General features: G+C 67.2%; 14 protein-coding genes and 3 rRNA genes. 7 read left to right on the top strand and 10 right to left on the bottom strand.

Annotated elements, in window-relative coordinates; all coding sequences use genetic code 11:
* Window positions 1-35: 35 nt before the first annotated feature.
* The 5 genes from AAFF41_RS10410 to AAFF41_RS10430 form a co-directional block, all read right to left on the bottom strand.
* Window positions 36-2,531: a mannose-1-phosphate guanyltransferase gene (locus tag AAFF41_RS10410; RefSeq protein ID WP_319751448.1), complete on the bottom strand. Its 2,496-nt coding sequence runs from the start codon at window positions 2,529-2,531 to the stop codon at window positions 36-38.
* A gap of 116 nt (window positions 2,532-2,647) precedes the next feature.
* Window positions 2,648-3,256: a cardiolipin synthase ClsA gene (gene clsA / locus AAFF41_RS10415; RefSeq protein WP_319751449.1), complete on the bottom strand. Its 609-nt coding sequence runs from the start codon at window positions 3,254-3,256 to the stop codon at window positions 2,648-2,650.
* Between the two features lie 166 nt (window positions 3,257-3,422).
* Window positions 3,423-3,539, bottom strand: a 5S ribosomal RNA gene (gene rrf / locus AAFF41_RS10420).
* A 94-nt stretch (window positions 3,540-3,633) separates the two neighbouring features.
* Window positions 3,634-6,757 (bottom strand): 23S ribosomal RNA (locus AAFF41_RS10425).
* A gap of 318 nt (window positions 6,758-7,075) precedes the next feature.
* Window positions 7,076-8,601 (bottom strand): 16S ribosomal RNA (locus AAFF41_RS10430).
* Together the 16S, 23S and 5S rRNA genes form the textbook arrangement of a ribosomal RNA operon.
* A gap of 688 nt (window positions 8,602-9,289) precedes the next feature.
* On the opposite strand from AAFF41_RS10430, the gene AAFF41_RS10435 reads away from it, so the two are divergent.
* Window positions 9,290-9,739 (top strand): PTS sugar transporter subunit IIA, encoded by a 450-nt coding sequence (locus AAFF41_RS10435; RefSeq protein ID WP_060902420.1) that lies wholly within the window; start codon window positions 9,290-9,292, stop codon window positions 9,737-9,739.
* An 83-nt stretch (window positions 9,740-9,822) separates the two neighbouring features.
* Window positions 9,823-11,493 (top strand): phosphoenolpyruvate--protein phosphotransferase, encoded by a 1,671-nt coding sequence (ptsP, locus tag AAFF41_RS10440; RefSeq protein WP_319753936.1) that lies wholly within the window; start codon window positions 9,823-9,825, stop codon window positions 11,491-11,493.
* Window positions 11,494-11,561: 68 nt separating this feature from the next.
* Here ptsP and AAFF41_RS10445 read toward each other — a convergent pair whose 3' ends face one another.
* Together AAFF41_RS10445 and AAFF41_RS10450 are read right to left on the bottom strand one after the other, a co-directional pair.
* Window positions 11,562-12,455, bottom strand: coding sequence for a hypothetical protein (locus AAFF41_RS10445; RefSeq protein ID WP_319753937.1), 894 nt, complete (start codon window positions 12,453-12,455; stop codon window positions 11,562-11,564).
* A gap of 22 nt (window positions 12,456-12,477) precedes the next feature.
* Window positions 12,478-13,686, bottom strand: coding sequence for an MFS transporter (locus tag AAFF41_RS10450; RefSeq protein WP_319753938.1), 1,209 nt, complete (start codon window positions 13,684-13,686; stop codon window positions 12,478-12,480).
* A gap of 111 nt (window positions 13,687-13,797) precedes the next feature.
* Between AAFF41_RS10450 and AAFF41_RS10455 the strand changes: the two genes are divergently transcribed.
* Entirely contained in the window at window positions 13,798-15,117 is a 1,320-nt protein-coding gene (locus tag AAFF41_RS10455) for an aminotransferase class I/II-fold pyridoxal phosphate-dependent enzyme (RefSeq protein WP_319753939.1), read from the top strand.
* Here AAFF41_RS10455 and AAFF41_RS10460 read toward each other — a convergent pair whose 3' ends face one another.
* The gene (locus tag AAFF41_RS10460) at window positions 15,118-17,085 is read right to left on the bottom strand and encodes an acetoacetate--CoA ligase (protein ID WP_343323882.1); all 1,968 of its coding nucleotides are present in this window, start codon (window positions 17,083-17,085) and stop codon (window positions 15,118-15,120) included. It abuts the gene before it with no gap.
* Window positions 17,086-17,289: 204 nt separating this feature from the next.
* Here AAFF41_RS10460 and AAFF41_RS10465 point away from each other — a divergent pair, with 204 nt between their 5' ends.
* Window positions 17,290-19,656, top strand: a complete 2,367-nt coding sequence (locus tag AAFF41_RS10465) for a glycoside hydrolase family 31 protein (protein WP_319753941.1) — start codon at window positions 17,290-17,292, stop codon at window positions 19,654-19,656.
* 28 nt (window positions 19,657-19,684) lie between these two features.
* Here the strand turns inward: AAFF41_RS10465 and AAFF41_RS10470 are convergent, their stop codons facing one another.
* Complete coding sequence (locus tag AAFF41_RS10470) at window positions 19,685-20,221, bottom strand: NUDIX domain-containing protein (protein ID WP_319753942.1); 537 nt, start codon at window positions 20,219-20,221, stop codon at window positions 19,685-19,687.
* 127 nt (window positions 20,222-20,348) lie between these two features.
* Entirely contained in the window at window positions 20,349-21,158 is an 810-nt protein-coding gene (locus AAFF41_RS10475; RefSeq protein WP_343323883.1) for a M15 family metallopeptidase, read from the bottom strand.
* 295 nt (window positions 21,159-21,453) lie between these two features.
* Between AAFF41_RS10475 and AAFF41_RS10480 the strand changes: the two genes are divergently transcribed.
* The 3 genes from AAFF41_RS10480 (at window position 21,454) to AAFF41_RS10490 (ending at window position 24,895) form a co-directional block, all read left to right on the top strand.
* Window positions 21,454-21,879, top strand: coding sequence for a Zn-ribbon domain-containing OB-fold protein (locus AAFF41_RS10480; RefSeq protein WP_060895767.1), 426 nt, complete (start codon window positions 21,454-21,456; stop codon window positions 21,877-21,879).
* Window positions 21,880-21,907: 28 nt separating this feature from the next.
* Window positions 21,908-23,098 (top strand): lipid-transfer protein, encoded by a 1,191-nt coding sequence (locus AAFF41_RS10485; RefSeq protein ID WP_343323884.1) that lies wholly within the window; start codon window positions 21,908-21,910, stop codon window positions 23,096-23,098.
* A 171-nt stretch (window positions 23,099-23,269) separates the two neighbouring features.
* Window positions 23,270-24,895: an EAL domain-containing protein gene (locus AAFF41_RS10490; protein ID WP_343323885.1), complete on the top strand. Its 1,626-nt coding sequence runs from the start codon at window positions 23,270-23,272 to the stop codon at window positions 24,893-24,895.
* Window positions 24,896-25,081 lie beyond the last annotated feature (186 nt).

A 25,081-nucleotide genomic window follows, 5' to 3' on the forward strand; every position in this document is an offset into this window, starting at 1 on the left:
GGGCACTTGTCCGGCACGCGCGTGTGCTGTCCGTTTCAGCGACCTGCGCTGTCCACGACGGCAGCCCACTCGTCGAGCAGGGCCTCCGCGGACGCGTCGTCGGGCCCCTCCGCCCACAGATGCGTCACCGCCTCGGCGGGGTCGGGAAGCACCATCACCCAGCGCCCGTCCGTCTCCACGACCCGTACGCCGTCGGTCGTGTCCACGAACCGGTCCCCGGCCGCCTCCACGACCCGGCGCATCACCAGGCCCTTGACGGCCCAAGGAGTGGCCAGGTCGCGCTTGAGAACATGCGCCCGCGGAATCCGCGCGTCGATCTGGCTCAGCGTGAGCTGCGTCCGCGCCACCAGCCCGATCAGTCGTACGAAAGCCGCCGCGCCGTCGAAGACGCTGCTGAACTCAGGAATGATGAATCCGCCGCGCCCGTCACCGCCGAAGATCGTCGACTCTTCGCGTCCGACCCTCGTCAGATCGTCCGGAGACGTCGTCGTCCACTCCACCTGCGTCCCGTGGTACGCCGCCACCTGCTCGGCGATCCGCGTGGTGGTCACCGGCAACGCCACCCGCCCACTGCGCCGCTCCGCGGCCACCAGGTCGAGCATGACGAGCAGGGCCCGGTCGTCCTCGACGATCCGTCCCTTCTCGTCGACGAGCGAGAGCCGCTCACCCACCGGGTCGAAACGCACCCCGAACGCGGCCCGCGCGGACGCGACGATCTCGCCCAGCCGCACCAGACCGGCCCGCCGTGTGTCCGCCGTCTCCGTGGGCCTGGATTCGTCGAGACCGGGATTGATGGTCAGGGAGTCCACACCGAGCTTGCCCAACAGACTGGGCAACACCAGCCCCGCACTGCCGTTGGAGGCGTCCACGACCACCTTCAGACCGGATTCGGTGATACCGGTGGTGTCGACATTCCTGAGCAGTGACCCGGTGTACGAGTCGAAGACGCTGGCCGGGAAGTGCAGATCCCCGATCTCCCCCGGGAACGCACGCCGGTACTCCTGCCGCGCGAACACCCGGTCCAGCTTGCGCTGCCCCCCTTGCGACAGGTCGGCACCCTGCCCGTCGAAGAACATGATGTCGACGGAGTCCGGTACCCCGGGCGTCGTACGGATCATGATCCCGCCCGCACTGCCCCTGGCGGTCTGCTGACGAGCCACTGGCAGCGGTACGTTCTCCAGGTCGCGTACGTCGATGGCGCTGGCCTGCAGCGCCGAGATGACCGCTCGCTTCAGCGCACGGGCGCCTCGGGAGTGGTCGCGGGCCGTGGTGACGGTGGAGCCCTTCTTGAGCGTCGTCGCATACGCCCCCGCGAGGCGCACGGCGAGCTCCGGAGTGATCTCCACGTTCAGGATTCCGGTGACACCGCGGGCGCCGAAAAGATGCGCCTGACCGCGCGACTCCCAGATCACCGAGGTGTTGACGAAGGCGCCGGCCTCGATGGTCTTGAACGGATAGACGCGTACGTTTCCCTGGATGATCGATTCTTCACCGACGAGGCATTCGTCGCCGATGACAGCGCCGTCCTCGATCCTCGCGGCCCGCATGATGTCGGTGTTCTTCCCGATCACGCAGCCCCGCAAATTGCTGTGCTGACCGATGTACACGTTGTCGTGAACCACGGCCCGGTGCAGAAAGGCCCCGCTCTTGACGACGACGTTGGAGCCGACGACGGTGTGCTCACGGATTTCGGCGTCCGCTTCGACCTTGGCGTAGTCGCCGATGTAGAGCGGGCCCCGCAGCACGGCGTCGGGGTGCACTTCGGCGCCTTCGGCGACCCATACGCCCGGGGAGATCTCGAAACCGTCGATCTCGACGTCGACCTTGCCCTCGAGGACGTCGGCCTGCGCTTTCACATAGCTCTCGTGGGTGCCGACGTCCTCCCAGTAGCCCTCGGCGATGTAGCCGAAGACCGGCTTGCCCTCCTTCATCAGCTGAGGGAAGACATCGCCCGACCAGTCGACCGAGGCATCGGCCTCGACGTAGTCGAAGACTTCGGGCTCCATCACGTAGATACCCGTGTTGACGGTGTCGGAGAAGACCTGGCCCCAGGTGGGCTTCTCCAGGAAGCGCTCGACCTTGCCCTCTTCGTCCACGATGGTGATGCCGAATTCAAGGGGGTTCGGCACACGCGTCAGACAGACGGTGACCATCGCACCCTTTTCCTTGTGGAAATTGATGAGGTCGGTGAGATCGAAGTCGGTCAGGGCGTCACCGGAGATCACCAGGAAAGTGTCGTCCTTCAACGCCTCCTCGGCGTTCTTGACGCTCCCGGCGGTACCGAGTGGCTTCTCCTCATTGGCATAGGTGAGCTCCATACCGAGCTCCTCGCCGTCACCGAAGTAGTTCCTGACCAGTGAGGCCAAGAACTGGACAGTAACGACGGTCTCGTTGAGCCCATGCCTTTTGAGCAGCCGCAGCACGTGCTCCATGATCGGGCGGTTCACCACCGGCAGGAGCGGCTTGGGCATGCTTGAGGTCATAGGACGAAGGCGTGTGCCTTCGCCTCCGGCCATCACGACGGCCTTCATGTCGGAAGCGTCCTCCTTGAAGAGACGACGGTCTAGCCGACTTCACCCGTCCTGATTGTCCCGCAGTTTTCGAGTGCGGGCCATCCGGGCACTTCAGCTGCCCTATCGGGCCGAGCTCAATCGGCCATGGCGTCCGCCCTGAGAAGCCGGCGGACCTGGACCACGTAGAGGACTCCTGCCCACCAATAGAGGGTTGTACCCCACCCGGCGAACGCCCATCCGAAAATCGCGGCGAGTGACGCGAGCCATCCGCTTCCGTCGCTGAGCAGCAACAGAGGGAAGGCGTACATCAGGTTGAAGGTGGCCGCCTTCCCGAGGAAGTTCACCTGCAGCGGCGGATAGCCGTGACGTCGGAGGACTGCCACGACCACCAGCAGAACCAACTCACGCGCCAGAAGCACAGCCGTCAACCACAGCGGCAGAATCTCCCGCCAGGTGAGCCCCACAAGAGTGGACAGAATGTAGAGCCGGTCCGCCGCGGGATCGAGCAGCCGGCCGAGGCCGCTGATTTGATTCCAGCGCCGCGCGAGCTTCCCGTCGAGATAGTCGCTGACGCCGCTCAGCATGAGCACGAGCAGTGCCCAGCCGTCACTCTTGGGACCGCCGAACTCGGGCCGGAGGATCAGCCACAGGAAGACGGGCACGCCGACTAGGCGCGCCATGCTGAGGATGTTCGGGATGGTGAGGACCCGGTCCGTCTGGACGCGGGTCTCCTGGACCTCCACCCGGGGGCCTCCTGTGGGGAACGAGCCAACGATGCCCCCTGACCTTACCCGCAGCGCTCGCGTCGAGGTGCGGAGGGGTGGCGGAGCAACCGCGAAATCAGACCTGACCCCGAACGCAGAAAACCCCCGTACCGATTTCCCGGTACAGGGGTTCTCCCTACAAATAGTTCGGCGGCGTCCTACTCTCCCACAGGGTCCCCCCTGCAGTACCATCGGCGCTGTGAGGCTTAGCTTCCGGGTTCGGAATGTAACCGGGCGTTTCCCTCACGCTATGACCACCGAAACACTATGAAACTGTGACTACCGCACCACACCCAGTGGCCCTGGGAATGGGGTTGTTCGTGGTTTCAGAACCAACACAGTGGACGCGAGCAACTGAGGACAAGCCCTCGGCCTATTAGTACCGGTCACCTCCAGCGGTTACCCGCCTTCCAGATCCGGCCTATCAACCCAGTCGTCTACTGGGAGCCTTAACCCCTCAAAGGGGGTGGGAATACTCATCTCGAAGCAGGCTTCCCGCTTAGATGCTTTCAGCGGTTATCCCTCCCGAACGTAGCCAACCAGCCATGCCCTTGGCAGGACAACTGGCACACCAGAGGTTCGTCCGTCCCGGTCCTCTCGTACTAGGGACAGCCCTTCTCAATATTCCTACGCGCGCAGCGGATAGGGACCGAACTGTCTCACGACGTTCTAAACCCAGCTCGCGTACCGCTTTAATGGGCGAACAGCCCAACCCTTGGGACCGACTCCAGCCCCAGGATGCGACGAGCCGACATCGAGGTGCCAAACCATCCCGTCGATATGGACTCTTGGGGAAGATCAGCCTGTTATCCCCGGGGTACCTTTTATCCGTTGAGCGACGGCGCTTCCACAAGCCACCGCCGGATCACTAGTCCCGACTTTCGTCCCTGCTCGACCCGTCGGTCTCACAGTCAAGCTCCCTTGTGCACTTACACTCAACACCTGATTACCAACCAGGCTGAGGGAACCTTTGGGCGCCTCCGTTACTCTTTAGGAGGCAACCGCCCCAGTTAAACTACCCATCAGACACTGTCCCTGATCCGGATCACGGACCCAGGTTAGACATCCAGCACGACCAGAGTGGTATTTCAACGACGACTCCACAACAGCTGGCGCTGCCGCTTCAAAGTCTCCCACCTATCCTACACAAGCCGAACCGAACACCAATATCAAACTGTAGTAAAGGTCCCGGGGTCTTTCCGTCCTGCTGCGCGAAACGAGCATCTTTACTCGTAGTGCAATTTCACCGGGCCTATGGTTGAGACAGTCGAGAAGTCGTTACGCCATTCGTGCAGGTCGGAACTTACCCGACAAGGAATTTCGCTACCTTAGGATGGTTATAGTTACCACCGCCGTTTACTGGCGCTTAAGTTCTCAGCTTCGCCACCCCGAAGAGTGACTAACCGGTCCCCTTAACGTTCCAGCACCGGGCAGGCGTCAGTCCGTATACATCGCCTTACGGCTTCGCACGGACCTGTGTTTTTAGTAAACAGTCGCTTCTCGCTGGTCTCTGCGGCCACCCCCAGCTCAGAGTGCAAGACTCATCACCGGTGATGGCCCCCCTTCTCCCGAAGTTACGGGGGCATTTTGCCGAGTTCCTTAACCATAGTTCACCCGAACGCCTCGGTATTCTCTACCTGACCACCTGAGTCGGTTTAGGGTACGGGCCGCCATGAAACTCGCTAGAGGCTTTTCTCGACAGCATAGGATCATCCACTTCACCACAATCGGCTCGGCATCAGGTCTCAGCCTTGATGTGCGACGGATTTACCTATCGCACGGCCTACACCCTTACCCCGGGACAACCACCGCCCGGGATGGACTACCTTCCTGCGTCACCCCATCACTCACCTACTGCAGGTCTGGTCCGTCGGCTCCACCACTCCCCTTTGCCCGAAGGCTCCGGGGCGGCTTCACGGACTTAGCATCGCCTGGTTCAATGTTTGACGCTTCACAGCGGGTACCGGAATATCAACCGGTTATCCATCGACTACGCCTGTCGGCCTCGCCTTAGGTCCCGACTTACCCTGGGCAGATCAGCTTGACCCAGGAACCCTTAGTCAATCGGCGCACACGTTTCTCACGTGTGTATCGCTACTCATGCCTGCATTCTCACTCGTGAACCGTCCACCACTGCCTTCCGGCGCGGCTTCACCCGGCACACGACGCTCCCCTACCCATCACAGCCGCCGTTGGGCGTATTGCTGCAATGACACGACTTCGGCGGTACGCTTGAGCCCCGCTACATTGTCGGCGCGGAATCACTAGACCAGTGAGCTATTACGCACTCTTTCAAGGGTGGCTGCTTCTAAGCCAACCTCCTGGTTGTCTGTGCGACTCCACATCCTTTCCCACTTAGCGTACGCTTAGGGGCCTTAGTCGATGCTCTGGGCTGTTTCCCTCTCGACCATGGAGCTTATCCCCCACAGTCTCACTGCCGCGCTCTCACTTACCGGCATTCGGAGTTTGGCTAAGGTCAGTAACCCGGTAGGGCCCATCGCCTATCCAGTGCTCTACCTCCGGCAAGAAACACACGACGCTGCACCTAAATGCATTTCGGGGAGAACCAGCTATCACGGAGTTTGATTGGCCTTTCACCCCTAACCACAGGTCATCCCCCAGGTTTTCAACCCTGGTGGGTTCGGTCCTCCACGACCTCTTACAGCCGCTTCAACCTGCCCATGGCTAGATCACTCCGCTTCGGGTCTTGAGCGCGCTACTAAATCGCCCTATTCGGACTCGCTTTCGCTACGGCTTCCCCACACGGGTTAACCTCGCAACACACCGCAAACTCGCAGGCTCATTCTTCAAAAGGCACGCAGTCACGACGCACTGAGTAAACTCAATGCGCGACGCTCCCACGGCTTGTAGGCACACGGTTTCAGGTACTATTTCACTCCGCTCCCGCGGTACTTTTCACCATTCCCTCACGGTACTATCCGCTATCGGTCACCAGGGAATATTTAGGCTTAGCGGGTGGTCCCGCCAGATTCACACGGGATTTCTCGGGCCCCGTGCTACTTGGGTGTTTCTCAAACGAGCCGTTGACGTTTCGACTACGGGGGTCTTACCCTCTACGCCGGACCTTTCGCATGTCCTTCGCCTACATCAACGGTTTCTGACTCGTCTCACGGCCGGCAGACCGTGAAAGAGAAATCCCACAACCCCACATACGCAACCCCTGCCGGGTCTCACACGCATATGGTTTGGCCTCATCCAGTTTCGCTCGCCACTACTCCCGGAATCACGGTTGTTTTCTCTTCCTGCGGGTACTGAGATGTTTCACTTCCCCGCGTTCCCTCCACATACCCTATGTGTTCAGGTATGGGTGACAGCCCATGACGACTGCCGGGTTTCCCCATTCGGAAACCCCCGGATCAAAGCCTGGTTGACGACTCCCCGGGGACTATCGTGGCCTCCCACGTCCTTCATCGGTTCCTGGTGCCAAGGCATCCACCGTGCGCCCTTAAAAACTTGGCCACAGATGCTCGCGTCCACTGTGCAGTTCTCAAACAACGACCAACCACCCATCACCCCGAACCTTCCGGATCGAGTGCACTGGGGCCGGCACTGAAGGCAGCCAACAATCGGCCGTACCCTCAGACACCCAACAGCGTGCCCGGCACCCTTGCCGCTTCCCTCATTCGTTCCACGCCCCGAAGAGCAGTACTGGAAGGAGAAGACAGTCAAGTGCGCCGAATAATCAACGTTCCACCCATGAGCAACCAGCATCAGACATTCGCCGATGTACTGGCCTCTGACCTCACCCCGGAGGGATCGGTAAGAAGTGCTCCTTAGAAAGGAGGTGATCCAGCCGCACCTTCCGGTACGGCTACCTTGTTACGACTTCGTCCCAATCGCCAGTCCCACCTTCGACAGCTCCCTCCCACAAGGGGTTGGGCCACCGGCTTCGGGTGTTACCGACTTTCGTGACGTGACGGGCGGTGTGTACAAGGCCCGGGAACGTATTCACCGCAGCAATGCTGATCTGCGATTACTAGCAACTCCGACTTCATGGGGTCGAGTTGCAGACCCCAATCCGAACTGAGACAGGCTTTTTGAGATTCGCTCCGCCTCACGGCTTCGCAGCTCATTGTACCTGCCATTGTAGCACGTGTGCAGCCCAAGACATAAGGGGCATGATGACTTGACGTCGTCCCCACCTTCCTCCGAGTTGACCCCGGCAGTCTCCTGTGAGTCCCCATCACCCCGAAGGGCATGCTGGCAACACAGAACAAGGGTTGCGCTCGTTGCGGGACTTAACCCAACATCTCACGACACGAGCTGACGACAGCCATGCACCACCTGTACACCGACCACAAGGGGGGCACTATCTCTAATGCTTTCCGGTGTATGTCAAGCCTTGGTAAGGTTCTTCGCGTTGCGTCGAATTAAGCCACATGCTCCGCTGCTTGTGCGGGCCCCCGTCAATTCCTTTGAGTTTTAGCCTTGCGGCCGTACTCCCCAGGCGGGGAACTTAATGCGTTAGCTGCGGCACCGACGACGTGGAATGTCGCCAACACCTAGTTCCCACCGTTTACGGCGTGGACTACCAGGGTATCTAATCCTGTTCGCTCCCCACGCTTTCGCTCCTCAGCGTCAGTAATGGCCCAGAGATCCGCCTTCGCCACCGGTGTTCCTCCTGATATCTGCGCATTTCACCGCTACACCAGGAATTCCGATCTCCCCTACCACACTCTAGCTAGCCCGTATCGAATGCAGACCCGGGGTTAAGCCCCGGGCTTTCACACCCGACGTGACAAGCCGCCTACGAGCTCTTTACGCCCAATAATTCCGGACAACGCTTGCGCCCTACGTATTACCGCGGCTGCTGGCACGTAGTTAGCCGGCGCTTCTTCTGCAGGTACCGTCACTTTCGCTTCTTCCCTGCTGAAAGAGGTTTACAACCCGAAGGCCGTCATCCCTCACGCGGCGTCGCTGCATCAGGCTTTCGCCCATTGTGCAATATTCCCCACTGCTGCCTCCCGTAGGAGTCTGGGCCGTGTCTCAGTCCCAGTGTGGCCGGTCGCCCTCTCAGGCCGGCTACCCGTCGTCGCCTTGGTGAGCCACTACCTCACCAACAAGCTGATAGGCCGCGGGCTCATCCTTCACCGCCGGAGCTTTTAACCCACCCAGATGCCCGGGCAGGTGTTATCCGGTATTAGACCCCGTTTCCAGGGCTTGTCCCAGAGTGAAGGGCAGATTGCCCACGTGTTACTCACCCGTTCGCCACTAATCCACCCCGAAGGGCTTCATCGTTCGACTTGCATGTGTTAAGCACGCCGCCAGCGTTCGTCCTGAGCCAGGATCAAACTCTCCGTGAATGTTTTCCCGTAATCGGGACGACACCACGAGAGCGGAACCGAAGGGAGGAATAATCCCCACGGTTCACAGCATCCTCGCTGTGCGCCCACCGAGACCATGCCCGGCAGGACTTTTTCAAAGGAACCTCGCCCCAGCCGATCGGCCGGAGACGGGGTATCAACATATCTGGCGTTGATTTTTGGCACGCTGTTGAGTTCTCAAGGAACGGACGCTTCCTTTGTACTCACCCTCTCGGGCTTTCCTCCGGGCGCTTCCCTTCGGTCCTGCTGTCCTGCCTTTGTTCTTGCGTTTCCGACTCTATCAGACCGTTTCCCGATCCGATTTCCTCGGCGCTTTCCAGGTTTCCGCTTTCGCGTTTCCCTTTCCGGCGGTCCAAACACTATCAGCGTTTTTCCGTCTCTCTGACCACGGCTCTGCGGACATGCAGAACCAGACCCCGAGATAGGATCTGACAAGTTGGGTGCTGCCAGGCAAGGACGCTTGGTCGCGTCGCTCGGCCTCAAGCAGGAGTACGACTCTACATGGGGGTTTGGAGCGCGCGCAAATCGTTTGCGCAGTGTTCTAGGGCCGCCAACCGGGACCTCTCATGCGGAACCGGCAGTTCGTATGACATACCCTGCTCAACAGTGCGCCGTCCGGTACAGGCAGTGACGGCCCATATGAATCTCCACCCCTGGGAGGCTTCCCATGACCATCGTGACGTCCCCTCTTGCAGGACGCACCATCGGACTCGCCGCGGTACCGGATCCCGTCTTCTCCGGAGCGATGGTAGGCCCCGGCACGGCGATCGACCCCGTGCGTGAGCCGGGGGAGGCTGTCGCCCCCGTGGACGGGGTGATCGTCTCGCTTCACCCTCATGCCTTTGTCGTCGTCGACGCAGAAGGCCATGGCGTGCTCACGCACCTGGGCATCGACACAGTGCAGCTCAATGGCGAGGGCTTCGAGCTCCTCGTCAACAAGGGTGACACCGTGACGCGCGGTCAGGCCGTCGTCCGCTGGAACCCGGCTGCCGTCGAGGTGGCCGGCAAGTCGCCGATCTGCCCGATCGTGGCACTCGAGGCAACGGCCGACTCCCTCGGTGATCTCCGCGAGGACGGCGATGTGAAGGCCGGCGACGCCCTTTTCAGCTGGCAGTGACATCAACAGCGCTGCCGTCATAGACGGCAGGTTCGAAAACCACCGCGGCGGCCGGACGCGCCGCACTACCGGAGACGGGTGAGATGGAGACAACGCTGCGAGGCGTCGGCGTGAGCCACGGTGTGGCGATCGGCGAGGTTCGGCACATGGGAACGGCGGTGCTTGAGCCGCCTGCCAAGCAGATCCCGGCGGAGGACGCGGAGCGCGAACAGGGGCGCGCCCGTAAGGCCGTCGAGGCTGTGGCGGCCGATCTGATGGCGCGCGGCAATCTGGCGGGGGGCGAGGCCCAGGCGGTGCTCGAGGCGCAGGCCATGATGGCCCAGGACCCCGAGCTGATGGCGGACGTGGATCGGCGTGTCGCGGTCGGCAGCACGGCCGAGCGTGCCGTCTATGACGCGTTCGCCTCCTATCGCGCACTGCTGGCGGGTGCCGGTGAGTACCTCGCCGGTCGAGTGGCCGACCTCGACGATGTGCGGAACCGTATCGTCGCCCGACTGCTGGGGGTGCCCATGCCGGGTGTCCCCGACAGCGACGAGCCGTACGTCCTTATTGCTCGTGACCTTGCGCCCGCCGACACCGCGCTGCTCGACCCCACCCTCGTCCTCGGCTTCGTCACCGAGGAGGGCGGGCCGACCAGCCACAGCGCGATCCTGGCTCGGGCGCTCGGAGTGCCCGCCGTCGTCGCGCTCCCCGGCGCCGGAGAGCTCGCCGAAGGCACGGTGATCGCCGTGGACGGCAGCACCGGCGAGATCTTCGTGGAGCCGAGCGCCGAGAAGCGGGCGCAGCTGGAGGCCGCGGCGGCCGAGCGGAAGGCGTCCCTGTCGGCCTCGACCGGACCGGGTGCCACCTCCGACGGACACAAGGTGCCACTGCTGGCGAATGTCGGCGGTCCCGCCGATGTGCCGGCCGCCGTCGAGGCCGGGGCCGAGGGTGTCGGTCTGTTCCGCACCGAGTTCCTCTTTCTGGACGACAGCAAGCAGGCGCCGTCCGAGGAGAAGCAGGTCGAGGCGTACCGGCAGGTGCTGGAGGCGTTCCCCGAGGGGCGTGTCGTGGTGCGGGTGCTGGACGCGGGCGCGGACAAGCCGCTGGAGTTCCTCACTCCGGCCGACGAGCCGAACCCGGCACTGGGCGTACGGGGTCTGCGCACCCTGCTCGACCACCCCGATGTCCTGCGAACGCAGCTGACGGCGCTCGCGAAGGCCGCGGAGGGGCTGCCGGTCTATCTCGAGGTCATGGCGCCGATGGTCGCCGACCGCATCGACGCCAAGGCGTTCGCGGACGCGTGCCGTGCCGCTGGGCTGCAGGCGAAGTTCGGCGCGATGGTGGAGATTCCGTCGGCCGCGCTGCGGGCTCGCTCGATCCTCCAGGAGGTCGAGTTCCTGTCGCTGGGGACCAATGACCTCGCCCAGTACACCTTCGCCGCCGACCGGCAGGTGGGCGCGGTGTCCCGCCTGCAGGACCCGTGGCAGCCCGCGCTGCTCGACCTGGTCGCCGTGTCCGCCGAGGCGGCGAAGGCAGAGGGCAAGAGCTGTGGTGTCTGCGGTGAGGCCGCGTCCGATCCGCTGCTCGCGTGTGTGCTGACCGGTCTGGGGGTCACCTCCCTGTCGATGGGTGCCGCGTCCATTCCCTATGTCCGGGCGACGCTCGCCAAGTACACGCTGGCGCAGTGCGAGCGTGCCGCCGCGGCGGCACGTGCCACGGACACGGCCGACGAGGCGCGCACGGCGGCCCAGGCGGTGCTGTCCGGCGAGTAGCCGGGACCGTTCGTCGCGCGAAGGTTGCTCAGGGGCGCTCCACCTGCGGATGGGGCGCCCCTTCGCGTTCAGTGCGTGTGACCTGTCGCCTCCTCTCCGCCGCCGAGGTCGGGTGGTACGCAGTAGTCGACGCCTGACTCCGGGGAGACGAGGTCTCCGGAGGTGACATCGGTGCAGTAGGCGTCGAAGACCTCGCCTGCGGTGAGGGGTTGCAGGCCTTCTCCGCGCAGGCGCCATCCGTAGACGCGGTCGGTCGTGCCGGGGGCGGTGGTGCGCATGACGAGTCCTCCGGCGCTGCCGGTGGCGAGGCCCAGGGCCAGGACGGTGGTGAATTCGAGGGCTTCCGCCTCGTCGAGGCGGGTGGTGCCCTCGGCGTCGTCGTCGGCCCGCAGCACCGCGACGAGTGTTTCTGGTGCCGCGGAGACGCTGCACACGAGTTGGCGCTCGCCGGGACTCGCGGTGTCGAGGACGCGGGTGAGCAGGTGGGAGGCGCGGGCGAAGGACGCTCGTCCGATGTCCTCTCCGCAGGACGCGCAGGTGCCGATGCGGGCCAGGAGTGTGGTCGCGTACTCCCAGGTGGCTTTGCGGACGGCTTCGTCGACGAGGTCGGGGACGAGTTCGGCGAGGGGCTGCCCCTCGTACGCGACGGTGGGGCCGATGGCCGCGAGTTCGGCGGTGAAGCGTGTGCGGCTGGCGGCTGTGTCGGGCTCCAGGCCGTGGTGGGCGCAGAACTCCGCGTACTCGTCGGGGTCGAAGAGCGCGACCGTGGTGTGGCTGCCTTGGGCTGCCAGGGTCCTGAGCAGGGATTCCACCTGCTGGAGGTAGGTCGTGTGGTCGTTGAACGTGAAGGTGCGGTAGCGCCGCATCGCTGTGAAGTCGTGCTCGTCGGTCAGCAGACCGATGGTGCCGGCGATTTCGCGGCGCAGGACGCGTCGCATGGTCTGGTGCTCGGTGTGCGCCATGTTTCCCCCTGTGCGCAGTCGATCAATGCTCACTCACCGTAACCGGTGGCACTGACAACCCGGTGCGGGAGAGCTGGTCGCGCACCAGGTGGTGCTGAAACACGCAGGTCACAGCGATGGTCGCGCCGAAGGCCGTCCAGCCGAGGGGGCCGGTCGCGATGGCCGCGGTGACGGCGAGTGGTCCGATGCTGCGCTGGGCGGACTGCGCCAGTCCATGGACGCCCAGGTAGGCGCCCTGGGCCGTCCCGGGCGCGAGGGCGACGGAGAGTTCCCAGGAGACGGTGGCGTGCAGCATCTCCGCCACGGTGAAGGCGACGGCCGAGGTCGTGAGGAACAGCGTGGCGGTGAAGGCTCCGCCCGTGGCCGAGAGCGCCATGGCGACGCCACCGAGAGCGAAGGCGGCGGAGAGGGGGAGGAGCAGGGAGCGCGCGGCGGCCGTCGTGGTGCCGAAGCGGGCCAGGGGGACCTGAAGGGCCACGACCATCAGGTTGTTGAGCACCATGAGCAATGGGGCGAGGCCGTGAGGAGCTTGGTCGGAGTGGGCGATCCAGAGCGGCAGGCCGACCTTGAACACGGCGTCGTCGAGGAAGAGGACGGTCTCGGTGGCGACGTACGCGAGATAGCCGCGGTCGCGCCAGGGGGTGGCCGGCCTGGTGGTGGGGGCGGGGTCCTTGGACGTGGCGATCGTGCGTGCGGGGGACGGCGGTTCGGCGCAGCGCGCGGTGAGGAGCGCGGCGGCGACGAACGACAGCGCGTCTCCTGTCAGGAGCCACTGGTAGGCGGTGGTCGTCCCGATCGTGAGAGCGGCCGCGGCGGTGAGGCCGCCCAGGGCCCATCCGGCGTTGGCGACGGTTCTGGTGACGGCCTGGTAGCGGACGCGGTCGGGTCCGGAGACGCGGGTGGCGTACAGCTTGGTGAGGACGTTGGCTGCCCGGTCGCCGAAACTGCCGGCGGCCGAGAAGACCAGCAGCAGGGCGTAGTTGTCGGTGGTGAGCAGGGCAAGGGAGGCCAGGGCCCGCAGGATCTGCAGGGAGATCAGGACGCGGGTGAGGGGCAGGCGGTCGGCGATGCGGCCGCCGAGCGGTGCGCCGGCGATGCCGATTGCCCCCGAGAGCGCCGCGAGGGTGCCGACCTGTGCCACGGACAGGCCGGTGACGTAGGTGAAGTACAGGACCGACACGGCTGCCCACAGGCCGCTGCCGGTCCGGTCGACGAGTGCGATCCAGAGCATTCTTCGACCGTCGGGGCCTCCTGGAATGCGCGTCGACCATGCGGCTGCGCGGCTGATCGGTCCCACCGTTCCCCCTTGCTTCCACTTATGTATTGATACATACTTGGTAACGTGGCAACACAATATGGGATCACTGGCGCGACGGCCAAGGGAATTGCCTCGTCCGTCGAACGAGGCGTGGCCGAAGGCGCGTTGGGGCCGGGAGCGGCGCTGCCTCCGGTGCGCAGGCTCGCCGACGAGCTCGGAGTGAGCCCGGGGACGGTCGCGACGGCGTACAAGGAGCTGCGGCGGCGCGGGATCGTCGTGACGCGCGGGCGTGGCGGGACCGTGGTCGCCGCGGCGCCCTCGGTGGCGTCGCGGCGACCGCCGAGGGTGCCGGACGGGCTGCGGGACCTGGCGGGTGGCCATCCCGACCCGCGGCTGCTTCCGCATCTGGTACCACCCTCGCGGCTCTCCCCCGGCGCGCGGTCCCACCGCAGCACGCCGCGTCTGGCGCGGTTGGAGGACGCCGTGCGCGACTGGCTGCGACCGGACGGGGTGCCGACGGAACACGTGACCTTCGCGCACGGCGCGCTCGATCTGATCGGGCGGCTGCTGTCGGTGGAGTTGCGTCCCGGTGACGCCGTCGCGATGGAAGACCCCGGCTATCACCATCTGCTGGACCTGGTCACGGCGCTGGGGCTGCGTACGGTCCCGGTGGCCGTGGACGACCAGGGGATGCGACCCGAGGCCCTGCGCGACGCCCTACGGGCCGGCGTACGAGCGGTGGTGTGCAGTCCACGGGCGCAGAATCCGTACGGCGGTCGCTTCTCGGCGGAGCGCCGGGACTCTCTGGTCGCCATACTCCAGGAGGAGCCCGATGTGCTCGTGGTGGAGAACGACCATGCGTCCGCCGTCGCCGATGCGCCTCTTCATGCTCTGGCCGCGGGCGGCCTTGAGCGCTGGGTGCACGTGCGGACCGTGAGCAAGTTCCTCGGGACGGACCTGCGGTGGGCGGCTGCGGCCTGCGATCCGACCACGCTGGCCCGGCACGACGGCCGGATGCTGCTCACCTCCGGCTGGGTCAGCCACCTGCTCCAGGAGACGGTGTACGAGCTGATGACGGACGACGACACGCACGCGTTGGTCGCCCGCGCACAGGACATGTACGCGCTGCGGCGGAACGCACTGCGACACCAACTCGCGGAACAGGGGATCCCGTCCCATTCCGTGAGCGGACTGAATGTCTGGGTACCGGTGCGCGACGAGTCGGCCGTCGTCAACGGGCTGCGGTCCTACGGGTGGTGGGTCGCGGCGGGTGCGCGGTTCAGGCTCGCTTCCGCGCCCGGTGTACGGATCTCGGTCGCGGAACTCGACCCCTCCGACGCGGCGCGCCTGGCCTCGGACTTCGCTGTCGTGCTCGGCGAGTCCGAGGCCACCTACGGAGGTTGATCAGCCGCGCTTGCGGGCCAGCTCTTCGTAGAAGTGCAGCAACTCGACGTTGTCCACGGAGCCGACGTTGACCGCCTTCTCCAAAGGGGCTCCCTGGAGAAGGCGCTTGACCGGAACCTCGATGCGTTTGCCCGTGAGGGTGTGCGGGACACCGGGCACCTCGATGACCTCGTCGGGGACGTGGCGCGGGGAGAGCTGTTCGCGGATGGTCTGCTTGATGCGGTTCAGGAGGGCCTCGTCGAGCGCGGCTCCGGGGGCGAGGTGGACGAAGAGGGGCATCCAGTAGCCGCCGTCGGGCTGTTCGACACCGATGACGAGCGACTCCTTGATCTCGGGGAGGCGTTCGACGGCTTCGTAGATGTCGGCCGACCCCATGCGCACGCCCTGGCGGTTGAGCGTCGAGTCCGAGCGGCCGTGGATGACGACCGAACCGCGCGAGGTGACGGTGATCCAGTCACCGTGGCGCCACACTCCGGGATACGTGTCGAAGTAGCTGTCGTGGTAGCGGCTGCCGTCGGGATCGTTCCAGAAGCGGATGGGCATGGACGGCATCGGGTTGGTGACCACCAGCTCACCGACTTCGTCGATCAGGGGCTTGCCTGCGGGGTCCCAGGACTGGAGGTCGGTGCCGAGACCGGGGGCCTGGAGTTCCCCGATGTACACCGGGAGCGTCGGTACCGCTCCCGCGAAACAGGAGCACACGTCCGTGCCACCGCTGACGGAGGCGATCCACAGATCGTCGCGGACCTCGTCGTGCAGCCAGCGGAAGCCGTCGGGCGGCAGGGGCGAGCCGGTCGTCGCGACGCACTGCACACGCGTGAGGTCGAAGTCCTGGGAGGGGTGGACGCCCGCCTTGCGGCACGCCATCACATACGCGGCGGAGGTGCCGAAGAGGGTCGCTCCCGTGCGTTCGGCGATCCGCCATTGGGCACCCGTGTCCGGGTATCCGGGGCTGCCGTCGTAGAGGACGATCGTGGTGCCCGTGAGCAGGCCGGAGACGAGGAAGTTCCACATCATCCAGCCGGTGGACGTGTACCAGAAGAAGCGGTCCTCGGGGCCGAGGTCGCAGTGCAGGCCCAGTTGCTTGAGGTGCTCGACGAGGATGCCGCCCTGGGACTGGACGATGGCCTTGGGGAGGCCGGTCGTGCCGGAGGAGTAGAGCACCCACAAAGGATGGTCGAAAGGGACCTCTTCGAAGACGGGCGCCACGTCCGCAGAGGTCAGCTCGGACCAGTCCAGGGCTCCTTCGGGTGCTTCGGTGCCGAGCAGTGGGATGTGGACGACGGCGCGCAGGGTCGGCAGTTCGCGGCGCAGCTCGGCGACCACGTCACGGCGGTCGTGCTCCTTGCCACCGTAGCGGTAGCCGTCGACCGTGAAGAGCACGACGGGTTCGACCTGCTGAAAGCGGTCGAGGACGCTGCGCGCGCCGAAATCGGGGGCGCAGGACGTCCACACGGCCCCTACGGCGGCCGTGGCGAGGAGGGCGGTCACGGCCTGCGGAATGTTCGGGAGATAGCCGCTGACGCGGTCCCCCGGGCGTACCCCGAGGGCGCGCAGCTCGGCGGCCAGGGAGCCGACCTGACGGCGCAGCTCGGACCAGCTCACCGGGGTCGGCTCGTGGGTCTCGTCGACGTACAGGAGTGCTGGTTCGTCCGTGCGGGTCTCGGCCGCGCGCAGGGCGTGCTCGGCGTAGTTCAGGGTCGCCCCGGGGAACCATTCGGCGCCGGGCATCGAGCGGTCACCGAGCACGCGCGCGTAGGGGGTCGAAAACCGTACGTCGAACCACTCGGTGACGGCCTTCCAGAACGTGTCCAGTTCCCGCACCGACCAGCTGTGCAGTGCCGAGTAGCCGCCGTCGGACGGGGCTCCGTGGTGCTCGGCCGCCCAGGCCTGGAACTTGGTGACCTGTGCCTGGGTGATGCGCCCTGGGTCGGGCTGCCAGAGCGCTGAGGGGTTCGCGGTGGACATGAATCGGCTCCCGGACTGTGTGCGTCGGTCGCGCACGAGCTGGGGTGTGCGCGTCACGCGGCTGACACGGACGATGCCATGTGATCGACTTCCGCACCAGGGTGCGCCGCAGTTGGTCGTCCGCGTGAAGATGTGCCCCCGTCGCGGGTGAACGGAAGTTGAACGACTCACTCATTTGGCGCAGGCAATGGCAGGGTGAGCAGCATGGACGGTCGTGACCTGGTGCGTTCGGTGAAGGCGGTCGGTTCGACGGGGGCGGCCCAGGGCTTGCGTACCGTGCGGGCCGCATGGCGAAGGAGGCGTGCCGACGCCGCTGGGCTGCCACGGCGGGGGGCCGAACGCGCGCGGGTGCCCGGCCCGGTGCAGGGGGCGGAGCCGGGGCCCGGGGGTGGGGTCATCAGGTTCACGCGGTCCGAATTGCGGATCACGGTCGCGGTGAGCGGGGCGGTGTTCTGGGGCTGGGACGGGGCCGGTCCGGAGCCGTCATACGCGCTCGCGGGCCGTTGCCCGGAGCCGGACCCGCGGGCCGTCCTGGAGCCCGACAAGGACGACGGCTGGCGGGTGGTGGCCGAACGGGTGACCGTCGTCGTCTCGCGGCACGGCGCCGTCGAGGTGCGAACCCCGGGTGGTGTGATCCTGCGCCGTGATCTGCCGCCCCGTTGGTGGGAGCCGGTCGACGGGGGCGGCGCGCGGTGGATGCAGCGCTCGGAAGTGGCCGCCGACGCTCGGTTCTTCGGCCTGGGCGGGCGCGCGGCCGGTCCCAGGCTGCGTGACGGGACGTACCGGCTGTGGAACACGGATCCCGGGCACCCCTTCGCGCCGGGCGACGATCCGCTGTACATCACGATGCCCGTGCAGATGGTGGTCTCCGACGCGGGCACGCATCTCGTGTTCCACGACACCTCCTGGGACGGCACGGTGAACCTGCGCGAGGGAGAGGAGGGCGCGGGGTCCGGGCACGACCGCGCGGGAACGTGCGAGTTGCGGATGGACGGTGGCCCGCTGCGGTGCTGGTTGATGGTGGGCACCCCCGCGCGCGTGCTGCACGCCTGGGCCTCGCTCACCGGGGCGCCCGCGCTGCCGCCCGCGTGGGCTCTGGGACACCATCACGCGCGCTGGGGCTTCGGCAGCGAGCAGGAGGTGCGGCGGATCGTCGCGGGCTATCAGGAGCGCGGTCTGCCCCTCGACGCGGTGCACCTGGACATCGATCACTACGACGCCCACCAGGTGTTCACGGTGGACCGGGAGCGCTTCCCGAAGCTGCCGGTACTCGCCGAGGAGCTGCGCCGCGACGGCATCCGACTGGTGTCGATCGTCGACCCGGCGGTCAAGGCCGCGCCGGGCAACGCGGTGTACGACAGCGGTCTCGCCGAGGACGCCTTCGTCCGGGACGGTTCGGGCCGGCTTGTGCGGGGGGTCGTATGGCCCGGGGAGTCGGTCTATCCGGACTTCACGCACGCGCGTGTGCGGGAGTGGTGGGGCGGCCTCTACGAGGAACGGCTGGCGCAGGGGTTCGCGGGATTCTGGCACGACATGAACGAGCCGACGTCGTTCACGGCGTTCGGGGAGTCGACGCTGCCGAGGTCGGCTCGGCACTCCCTGGAGGGACGCGGCGGTGACCATCGTGAGGCGCACAACGTGTACGCCCTGGGCATGGCCCGAGCCGCGTACGAGGGACTGCGCGAAAGGGATCCCCAGGAGCGGCCGTTCCTCTTCTCGCGCTCCGGGTGGGCCGGAATGCAGCGCTACGGAGGGACCTGGTCCGGTGACGTGGCCACGGGCTGGCCCGGGCTGCGGGCTTCGCTGTCCCTGGTGATGGGGCTCGGGCTGTGCGGGGTTCCGTACTCGGGTCCCGACGTGGGCGGTTTCGACGGCAGCCCGTCTCCCGAGCTGTACCTGCGGTGGTTCCAGCTCGGCGCGTATCTGCCGCTGTTCCGTACGCACGCGAGTCTGCGGGCGGGTCGCCGGGAGCCATGGGAGTTCGGTGACGACGTACTGGAGCACGCGCGCGCGGCTCTCGTCGAGCGGCGGCGGCTGCTCCCGTACTTCATGACGCTGGCGCTGCTGGCGCGCCGCACGGGCGCACCCTATGTGCGGCCGCTGTGGTGGGCGGCGCCGGAGGACCGGGCACTCAGGGACTGCGAGGACGCCTTCATGCTGGGTGACTGCCTTCTTGTGGCACCGGTGCTGGACCATGGGGCCGATCGTCGTGCGGTGCAGCTGCCCCGGGGGCGTTGGTACGACACGGTCACCGAGGAGGTGCACGAGGGGCCGGCCCAGGTGTTGCTCGATGCCCCCTTGTCGCGGATTCCGGTGCTGGCGCGCGCGGGTGCCGTCGTGCCCGTCCGTGGCGACGACGGCGGCCTGGAGCTGGAGGCGTGGGCTCCGGCGCGCGGGCGGGTCGGGGGCGGGCTCGCCGTGCCGGACCGCGGCGACGGCTGGGACGAGCCCGAGCTCGAACGCTACGTGACGCGCTGGGAGGGGCAGCACGTGGTCGTGCGGCGGGACGGAGAGGGCGGAGCGGGCACGCCGGAGTATCCGGTCCGGGTGCGGGGCCTCGGGGCGCGGTGACGGCCTCCGAGAACCCCGTGGGACCCCCTCAGACGTAGCGACCCTCGAACCACGCGCGCGCCGCCAAGGTGTGCAGCGGGAAGGCGAGCTCGGTGGGCCGGCGCAGCAGGTGCCAGCCCTCGGTCTCGTCCGTGGCGGCGGACGGCGGCAGGTCGGCGGCCGGGCGCTCCGGTAGGAGCCCGAAGAGCAGCAGGTGCCCGGCAGGAGAGCTCATCGCGTCGGCGAGCCGCACCTCGCGGCTCGCCACGTCGATTCCCGTCTCCTCCTTGAGTTCCCGGGCGACGGCGTGCCGCCAGTCCTCCCGGTGGTCGATGAACCCTCCGGGCAGCGCGACGCCTCCGCGGGCGGGAGCGATGGTCCGGGTGATGACGACCAGGGCGGTGCCCCTGTCGTCGTACACGGGCTGCAGCGCCACCGCGACCGGCAGCGGGTTGCGGTAGGCCACGCCGCCGCAGACGGCGCAGGTGCGGGGCCAGCCGGAGTTGGCTTCTCCGTAGGGTGCTCCGCAGCTCGAACAGTGCGAGTCCGGCGCGAAGTCGGCGGGTGGGTGCGGGGTTGCGGACACGCCGCGGACTGTAGCCGATCACTTCTCGCTCGTCTTCGGGTGCCTCATCAGATACGGGCCCGGGCGCCTGTCGAAGCGCGTCTCGTGATGCGGTCCGCCCCGCCGTCACGGGGCGGACCGGCCCGGCTCAGGGGGACGAAGTCAGTGATTCCTTGGACACGGGGAAGTCGAAGTACGTGTCGGGGTAGGGCTCGGGCTTGTACGTGTAGTGCCACCACTCCTCGGCGAGGTTGACGAATCCGAGGTCTTCGAGGGTGCTCTTCAGGAGCAGCCGGTTGGCTCGCTGCACGCCCTGGACGCGTGGGTCCAGCGTGTGCGCGAGGGTGTCGAAGCAGTCGAAGCCGGTACCCATGTCCACGGAGTTGTCCGGGAAGCGCTCGTCCTGGGGCGCGTAGCAGGGCACGAGGGGTTCTCCGGGGACGTACGGGCGGGTCGGCTTCGCCGGCAGCCGCACGATCGTGAGGTCCGTCGTCGAGCCGCGGCTGTGTCCGGACTTCTCGGCGATGTAACCGTCCTCGAACAGACGGGTCTTGTCGACCTGCGGATAGAACTCGGGCTTCATCGCCTGGTCGTCGAGGTCCTCGGCCCAGCGCACGAAGTGGTCGACGGCGCGTTGCGGCCGGTAGCAGTCGTACACCTTGAGGGTGTAGCCCTCGTGCAGCAGTGTCACCTGGGCCTTGTGGAGGGCTTCGGCGGCGGGTCGGGTGAGGATGCAGATCGGCTGTCGGTAGCCGTCGACGCGTTCGCCGACGAAGTTGTGCGGCGTGAAGTAGCGCACCTCCTGGATGATCGTCGGGTCCACGGACCGCAGGGCCACGAAGCCCTCGGGAGCCTTCGGCTCGGGCGTCGCCCGGGCGGTGGCGGAGGCGGCGGTCACGGCCAGTAAGGCGGCGAGCGTGGTCACCAGACCGCGTACGGCGTTGGAGAGTCGTGTCATGCCCCCTGCATCTATCAGGTGCGGGATCCGTCGGGGAAGGGATCACGTGCGGTCGGCCACCATCGAGTGAGGGAATCACCGGATCGCCCAACGGGCCCCGGAGACGCACCGGGAGACACGGCCGGAACCACCCCCGTGGGCCCCGGCCGCACCTCCGGATACTCCGACGCCCGGGGGGCCTCCACGGTTCTCTCCGTCGCGCTGCCCATTTCCCGACGCCCGTGGCACACTTCTGACGTTCCGTCAGATCCAGCGTCGTGGAGGGGTCTTGTCGCGTACACGTACACGTACACCTGTGGTCGCCGGATGGTTCGCCGGGGACGGGGACGACTTCCGTCTCCTCGGCACACGCTGCTCCGCGTGCGCCTCGGTCTTCTTCCCCCGCGAGGACGCCTTCTGCCGGAATCCGGGATGCCGGGGCGGTGAGCTGACCGAGGTTCCGCTGTCCCGGCGCGGTCGCGTCTGGTCGTACACCGACAGCCGGTACCGGCCTCCGTCACCGTATGTGACCGATCCGGAACTCTCATGGGAACCCTATGCGTTGATCGCTGTGGAGCTTGAATCCGAGCGACTCGTCGTACTTGGTCAGACGGTTCCCGGGATCACCGTCTCCGACCTGGCGGTGGGCATGGAGGTGGAGGTCGTCCCCGGTGTGCTGAACGAGGACGAGGAGACGACGTGGACGACATGGCACTGGCGGCCGACGGGGGTGACGGCATGAAGGGCACGTGGCGTACGGGGGTGACGGCATGAGCGGTGAGGTGGCGGTGCTCGGCGCGGGCATGCATCCGTGGGGCAAGTGGGGGCGCGGATTCGTCGAGTACGGGGTCGTGGCGGCGCGTGCCGCGCTGGCCGACGCGGGGGTCGACTGGCGGGACGTCGGCTCGGTCGTGGGCGCCGACACCGTGCGCGCCGGCTATCCGGGGTACGTGGCGGGAGCGACGTTCGCGAAGGCCCTGGGCTGGCAGGGAGCGCGGGTCACGAGCGTGTACGCCGCGTGCGCGTCGGGGGCGCAGGCCATCAACGCGGCGCGGGCACAGATCCTTTCGGGCCTCGCGGACGTGGTCCTCGTCGTCGGCGCCGACGCGGCGCCCAAGGGATTCTTCCGTCCGGCGGGCGGCGACAGGCCGGACGATCCCGACTGGCTGCGGTTCCGGGTCCTCGGAGCGACGAATCCGACGTACTTCGGACTGTACGCACGGCGGCGGATGGCCGTGCACGGGGACACTCTGGAGGACTTCGCGCAGGTCAAGGTGAAGAACGCCGCCCTGGGGGCGCTGAATCCGAACGCGCGGTACCGCAAGAGGGTCACGGCCGAAGAGGTGGCGGGTTCCGCCGTCGTCGCCGACCCGTTGCGGCTGCTCGACATCTGCGCGACGTCCGACGGGGGCGCCGCCCTCGTGCTGTCGAGCATGGACTTCGCGCGACGGCACGGGGCGGCGGACCCCGTACGGATCCGCGCGGTGTCGACGGTGACACCGCGCTACCCCAACACCGTGCTCGACCTTCCGGACATCGCCACGGACTCCGCCGTCGCGGTGGAACCCTCGGCCGGCACCTTCCGGGCCTCGATCGCGCGGGCGGCGTACGAGGAGGCGGGCATCGGCCCCGAGGACCTCTCGCTGGCCGAGGTGTACGACCTGTCCACGGCCCTGGAACTGCAGTGGTACGAGGACCTGGGGCTGTGCGGGGAAGGGGAGGCCGCGAAGCTGCTGCGGGAGGGTGCCACATCGTTGGGCGGGCGCATACCGGTGAATGTCAGCGGCGGGCTGGCCTCCTTCGGAGAGGCCGTTCCGGCGCAGGCCATAGCCCAGGTGTGCGAGCTGACATGGCAGCTGCGCGGGGACGCGGGCGACCGGCAGATCGCGAGCGCGCGTGTGGGAATCACGGCGAACCAGGGGCTGTTCGGACACGGTTCGTCGGTGGTCGCCGTCCGTTGAGCGGGCGGCCGGCCCACTGCACCGCGCCCAGGGGCGGCGTGAGCCGCGACGACCGCCGTCCGCGGAGGCTCGCCCCGCGGCTGTCCGCACTCGGTGTGACGACCCCGGAATGCTGCGTGAACACCTCGTGAATCGCGCCCGGGCGTGCGCGGGCGGGGCCAGTATGCTCCCGTGCCTTCCTGGACGGATACTGTCCGCTTCGCCTTCCAGCCGGTCGTCAACCTGACGACCGGAGGGGTCGCGGCGCTGGAGATACTCGCCCGTCCCGAATCCGGTGACATCCTGGCACAGGCCCGCCGTGACCCCAAACTCGACGGGCGGCTGGCGGCGTTGGCGATCCGTGCAGCGGCCCGCAGGGAGACGATGCTGCCACTGCACGTGAATGTCTTCGCCGGGACACTGGCTGATCTCGGACGGCTCGCGGCGCTGCGCGACGCCGTGCGCGAGGCCGGTCGGCTGCCGTGGGAAGTGACGATCGACATCGGTCCGCCGTACACGCACGTGCCGCACCAGGCCCTGCTGGAGGCGGTGTCCACGGTGCGCAGCGAAGGCTTCCGGATCTGTGCGGACGGGGTGGGCGACGGCGACGCACCCCTGCGGCTGCTCACGGACCTCGCGCCCGAGCTGGTGAAGCTCGACGCGTCCCTGCTGACGCGGCCGGCGGCGGTCAGGGCGATGCGGACGCTGTGCGAGCAGTTGGGCGCACTGCTGTCCGTGGAGGGCGTCGAGACGGAGCTGCAGTGCGCGGCCGCGGTGTCGGCGGGGGCGCAGTTGGCGCAGGGCGAGCTGTTCGCGCCGCCCGCACGGTTGCCCGTCGCGGACGTATACGTTCCGGCCCTCTCCCCCGGCGTCGCGGCGGCCCCCCGGTCGGGACCGTCGGTACGGCAGTTCGTGCGGCCGGCCGCGCTGCTGCCCGCGACCGCGTCCGCGGGGCAGGTGCGGGCGCTGCTCACCGGCTCGCCCGACGTGTCCGGCGTGCTGCTCGTGGATCCCTCCGGGATCCCTGTCCGCTCGGTGCACCGGTCACGGTTCCTGCTGTCGATGTCGGGGCCGTACGGGCATGCCCTGTACGCCGACCGGCCGGCCGCCAAGCTCGGCGATCCGCCGCGTACGGTCGGCGTCGACGCGACCGCGTGGGAGGTCCTCGACGTGGTGGCGGACGGCGAGCGGGATCGTACGTCGGACGATGTCGCGGTCGTCGATCACTACGGGCGGTGCGTGGGGGTCGTACGTCTGGCCGATCTCGTACGAGCGCTCTCCGAGACCCGGGTCGAGGAGGCGGCCGGGCTCAACCCGCTGACCAGGCTGCCCGGTTCGGACGCGATCACCGACGAGGTGGACCGGCGGATCGCCGACGGCCTGACGTTCGCCCTCACTTGGCTCGATGTCGATCACTTCAAGCGGGTCAACGACGGAGCGGGCTTCGCCGCGGGCGACGAGCTGATCCGGGCGGTCGGGCGGACGCTGCAGCACGCGGCTTCCGGGACGACCCGGGTGGGGCACATCGGCGGCGACGACTTCCTGGTCCTCGCGGATCCGGAGACTCTCGGCCCGCTGGCCGGCACGGTACTCGACGCGCCCTGGTCGGCGGGCGGACGTCCCGTCACCTTGTCGCTGGCCACGGTCCTGTGCGCGCCGGGCAGCGTGACCGACCACCGACAGGCGGCGGCCTGTCTGGCACCGCTCAAACAGGCCGCCAAGGCTCTGAGCGGGGCGAGTTGGGTGCTGGGGCGGGCGGGACTGCCGGGACATGAGGTCCTGCGTGGTTCGGGGGCGGAGCGGGCACAGGCCGGTTGAGCGACGGACCGGGAGGGTTCTGAGCAACGGCCGTGCCGCCCGGGACCCCTGTGCCGGGTGAGAGCGAAGGGACGGTCGGCCCGAGACCGTGTCCCGGGCAGGCCCGTACCGTGTCCCGATCTTGGCTCGTTCACGGCCTTCAACCGTTGCCGTCGGCGACCTTGACGCCCTCTGGGCGCCGGTGAA

The organism is Streptomyces mirabilis, from assembly GCF_039503195.1.
Taxonomy (GTDB): domain Bacteria; phylum Actinomycetota; class Actinomycetes; order Streptomycetales; family Streptomycetaceae; genus Streptomyces; species Streptomyces mirabilis_D.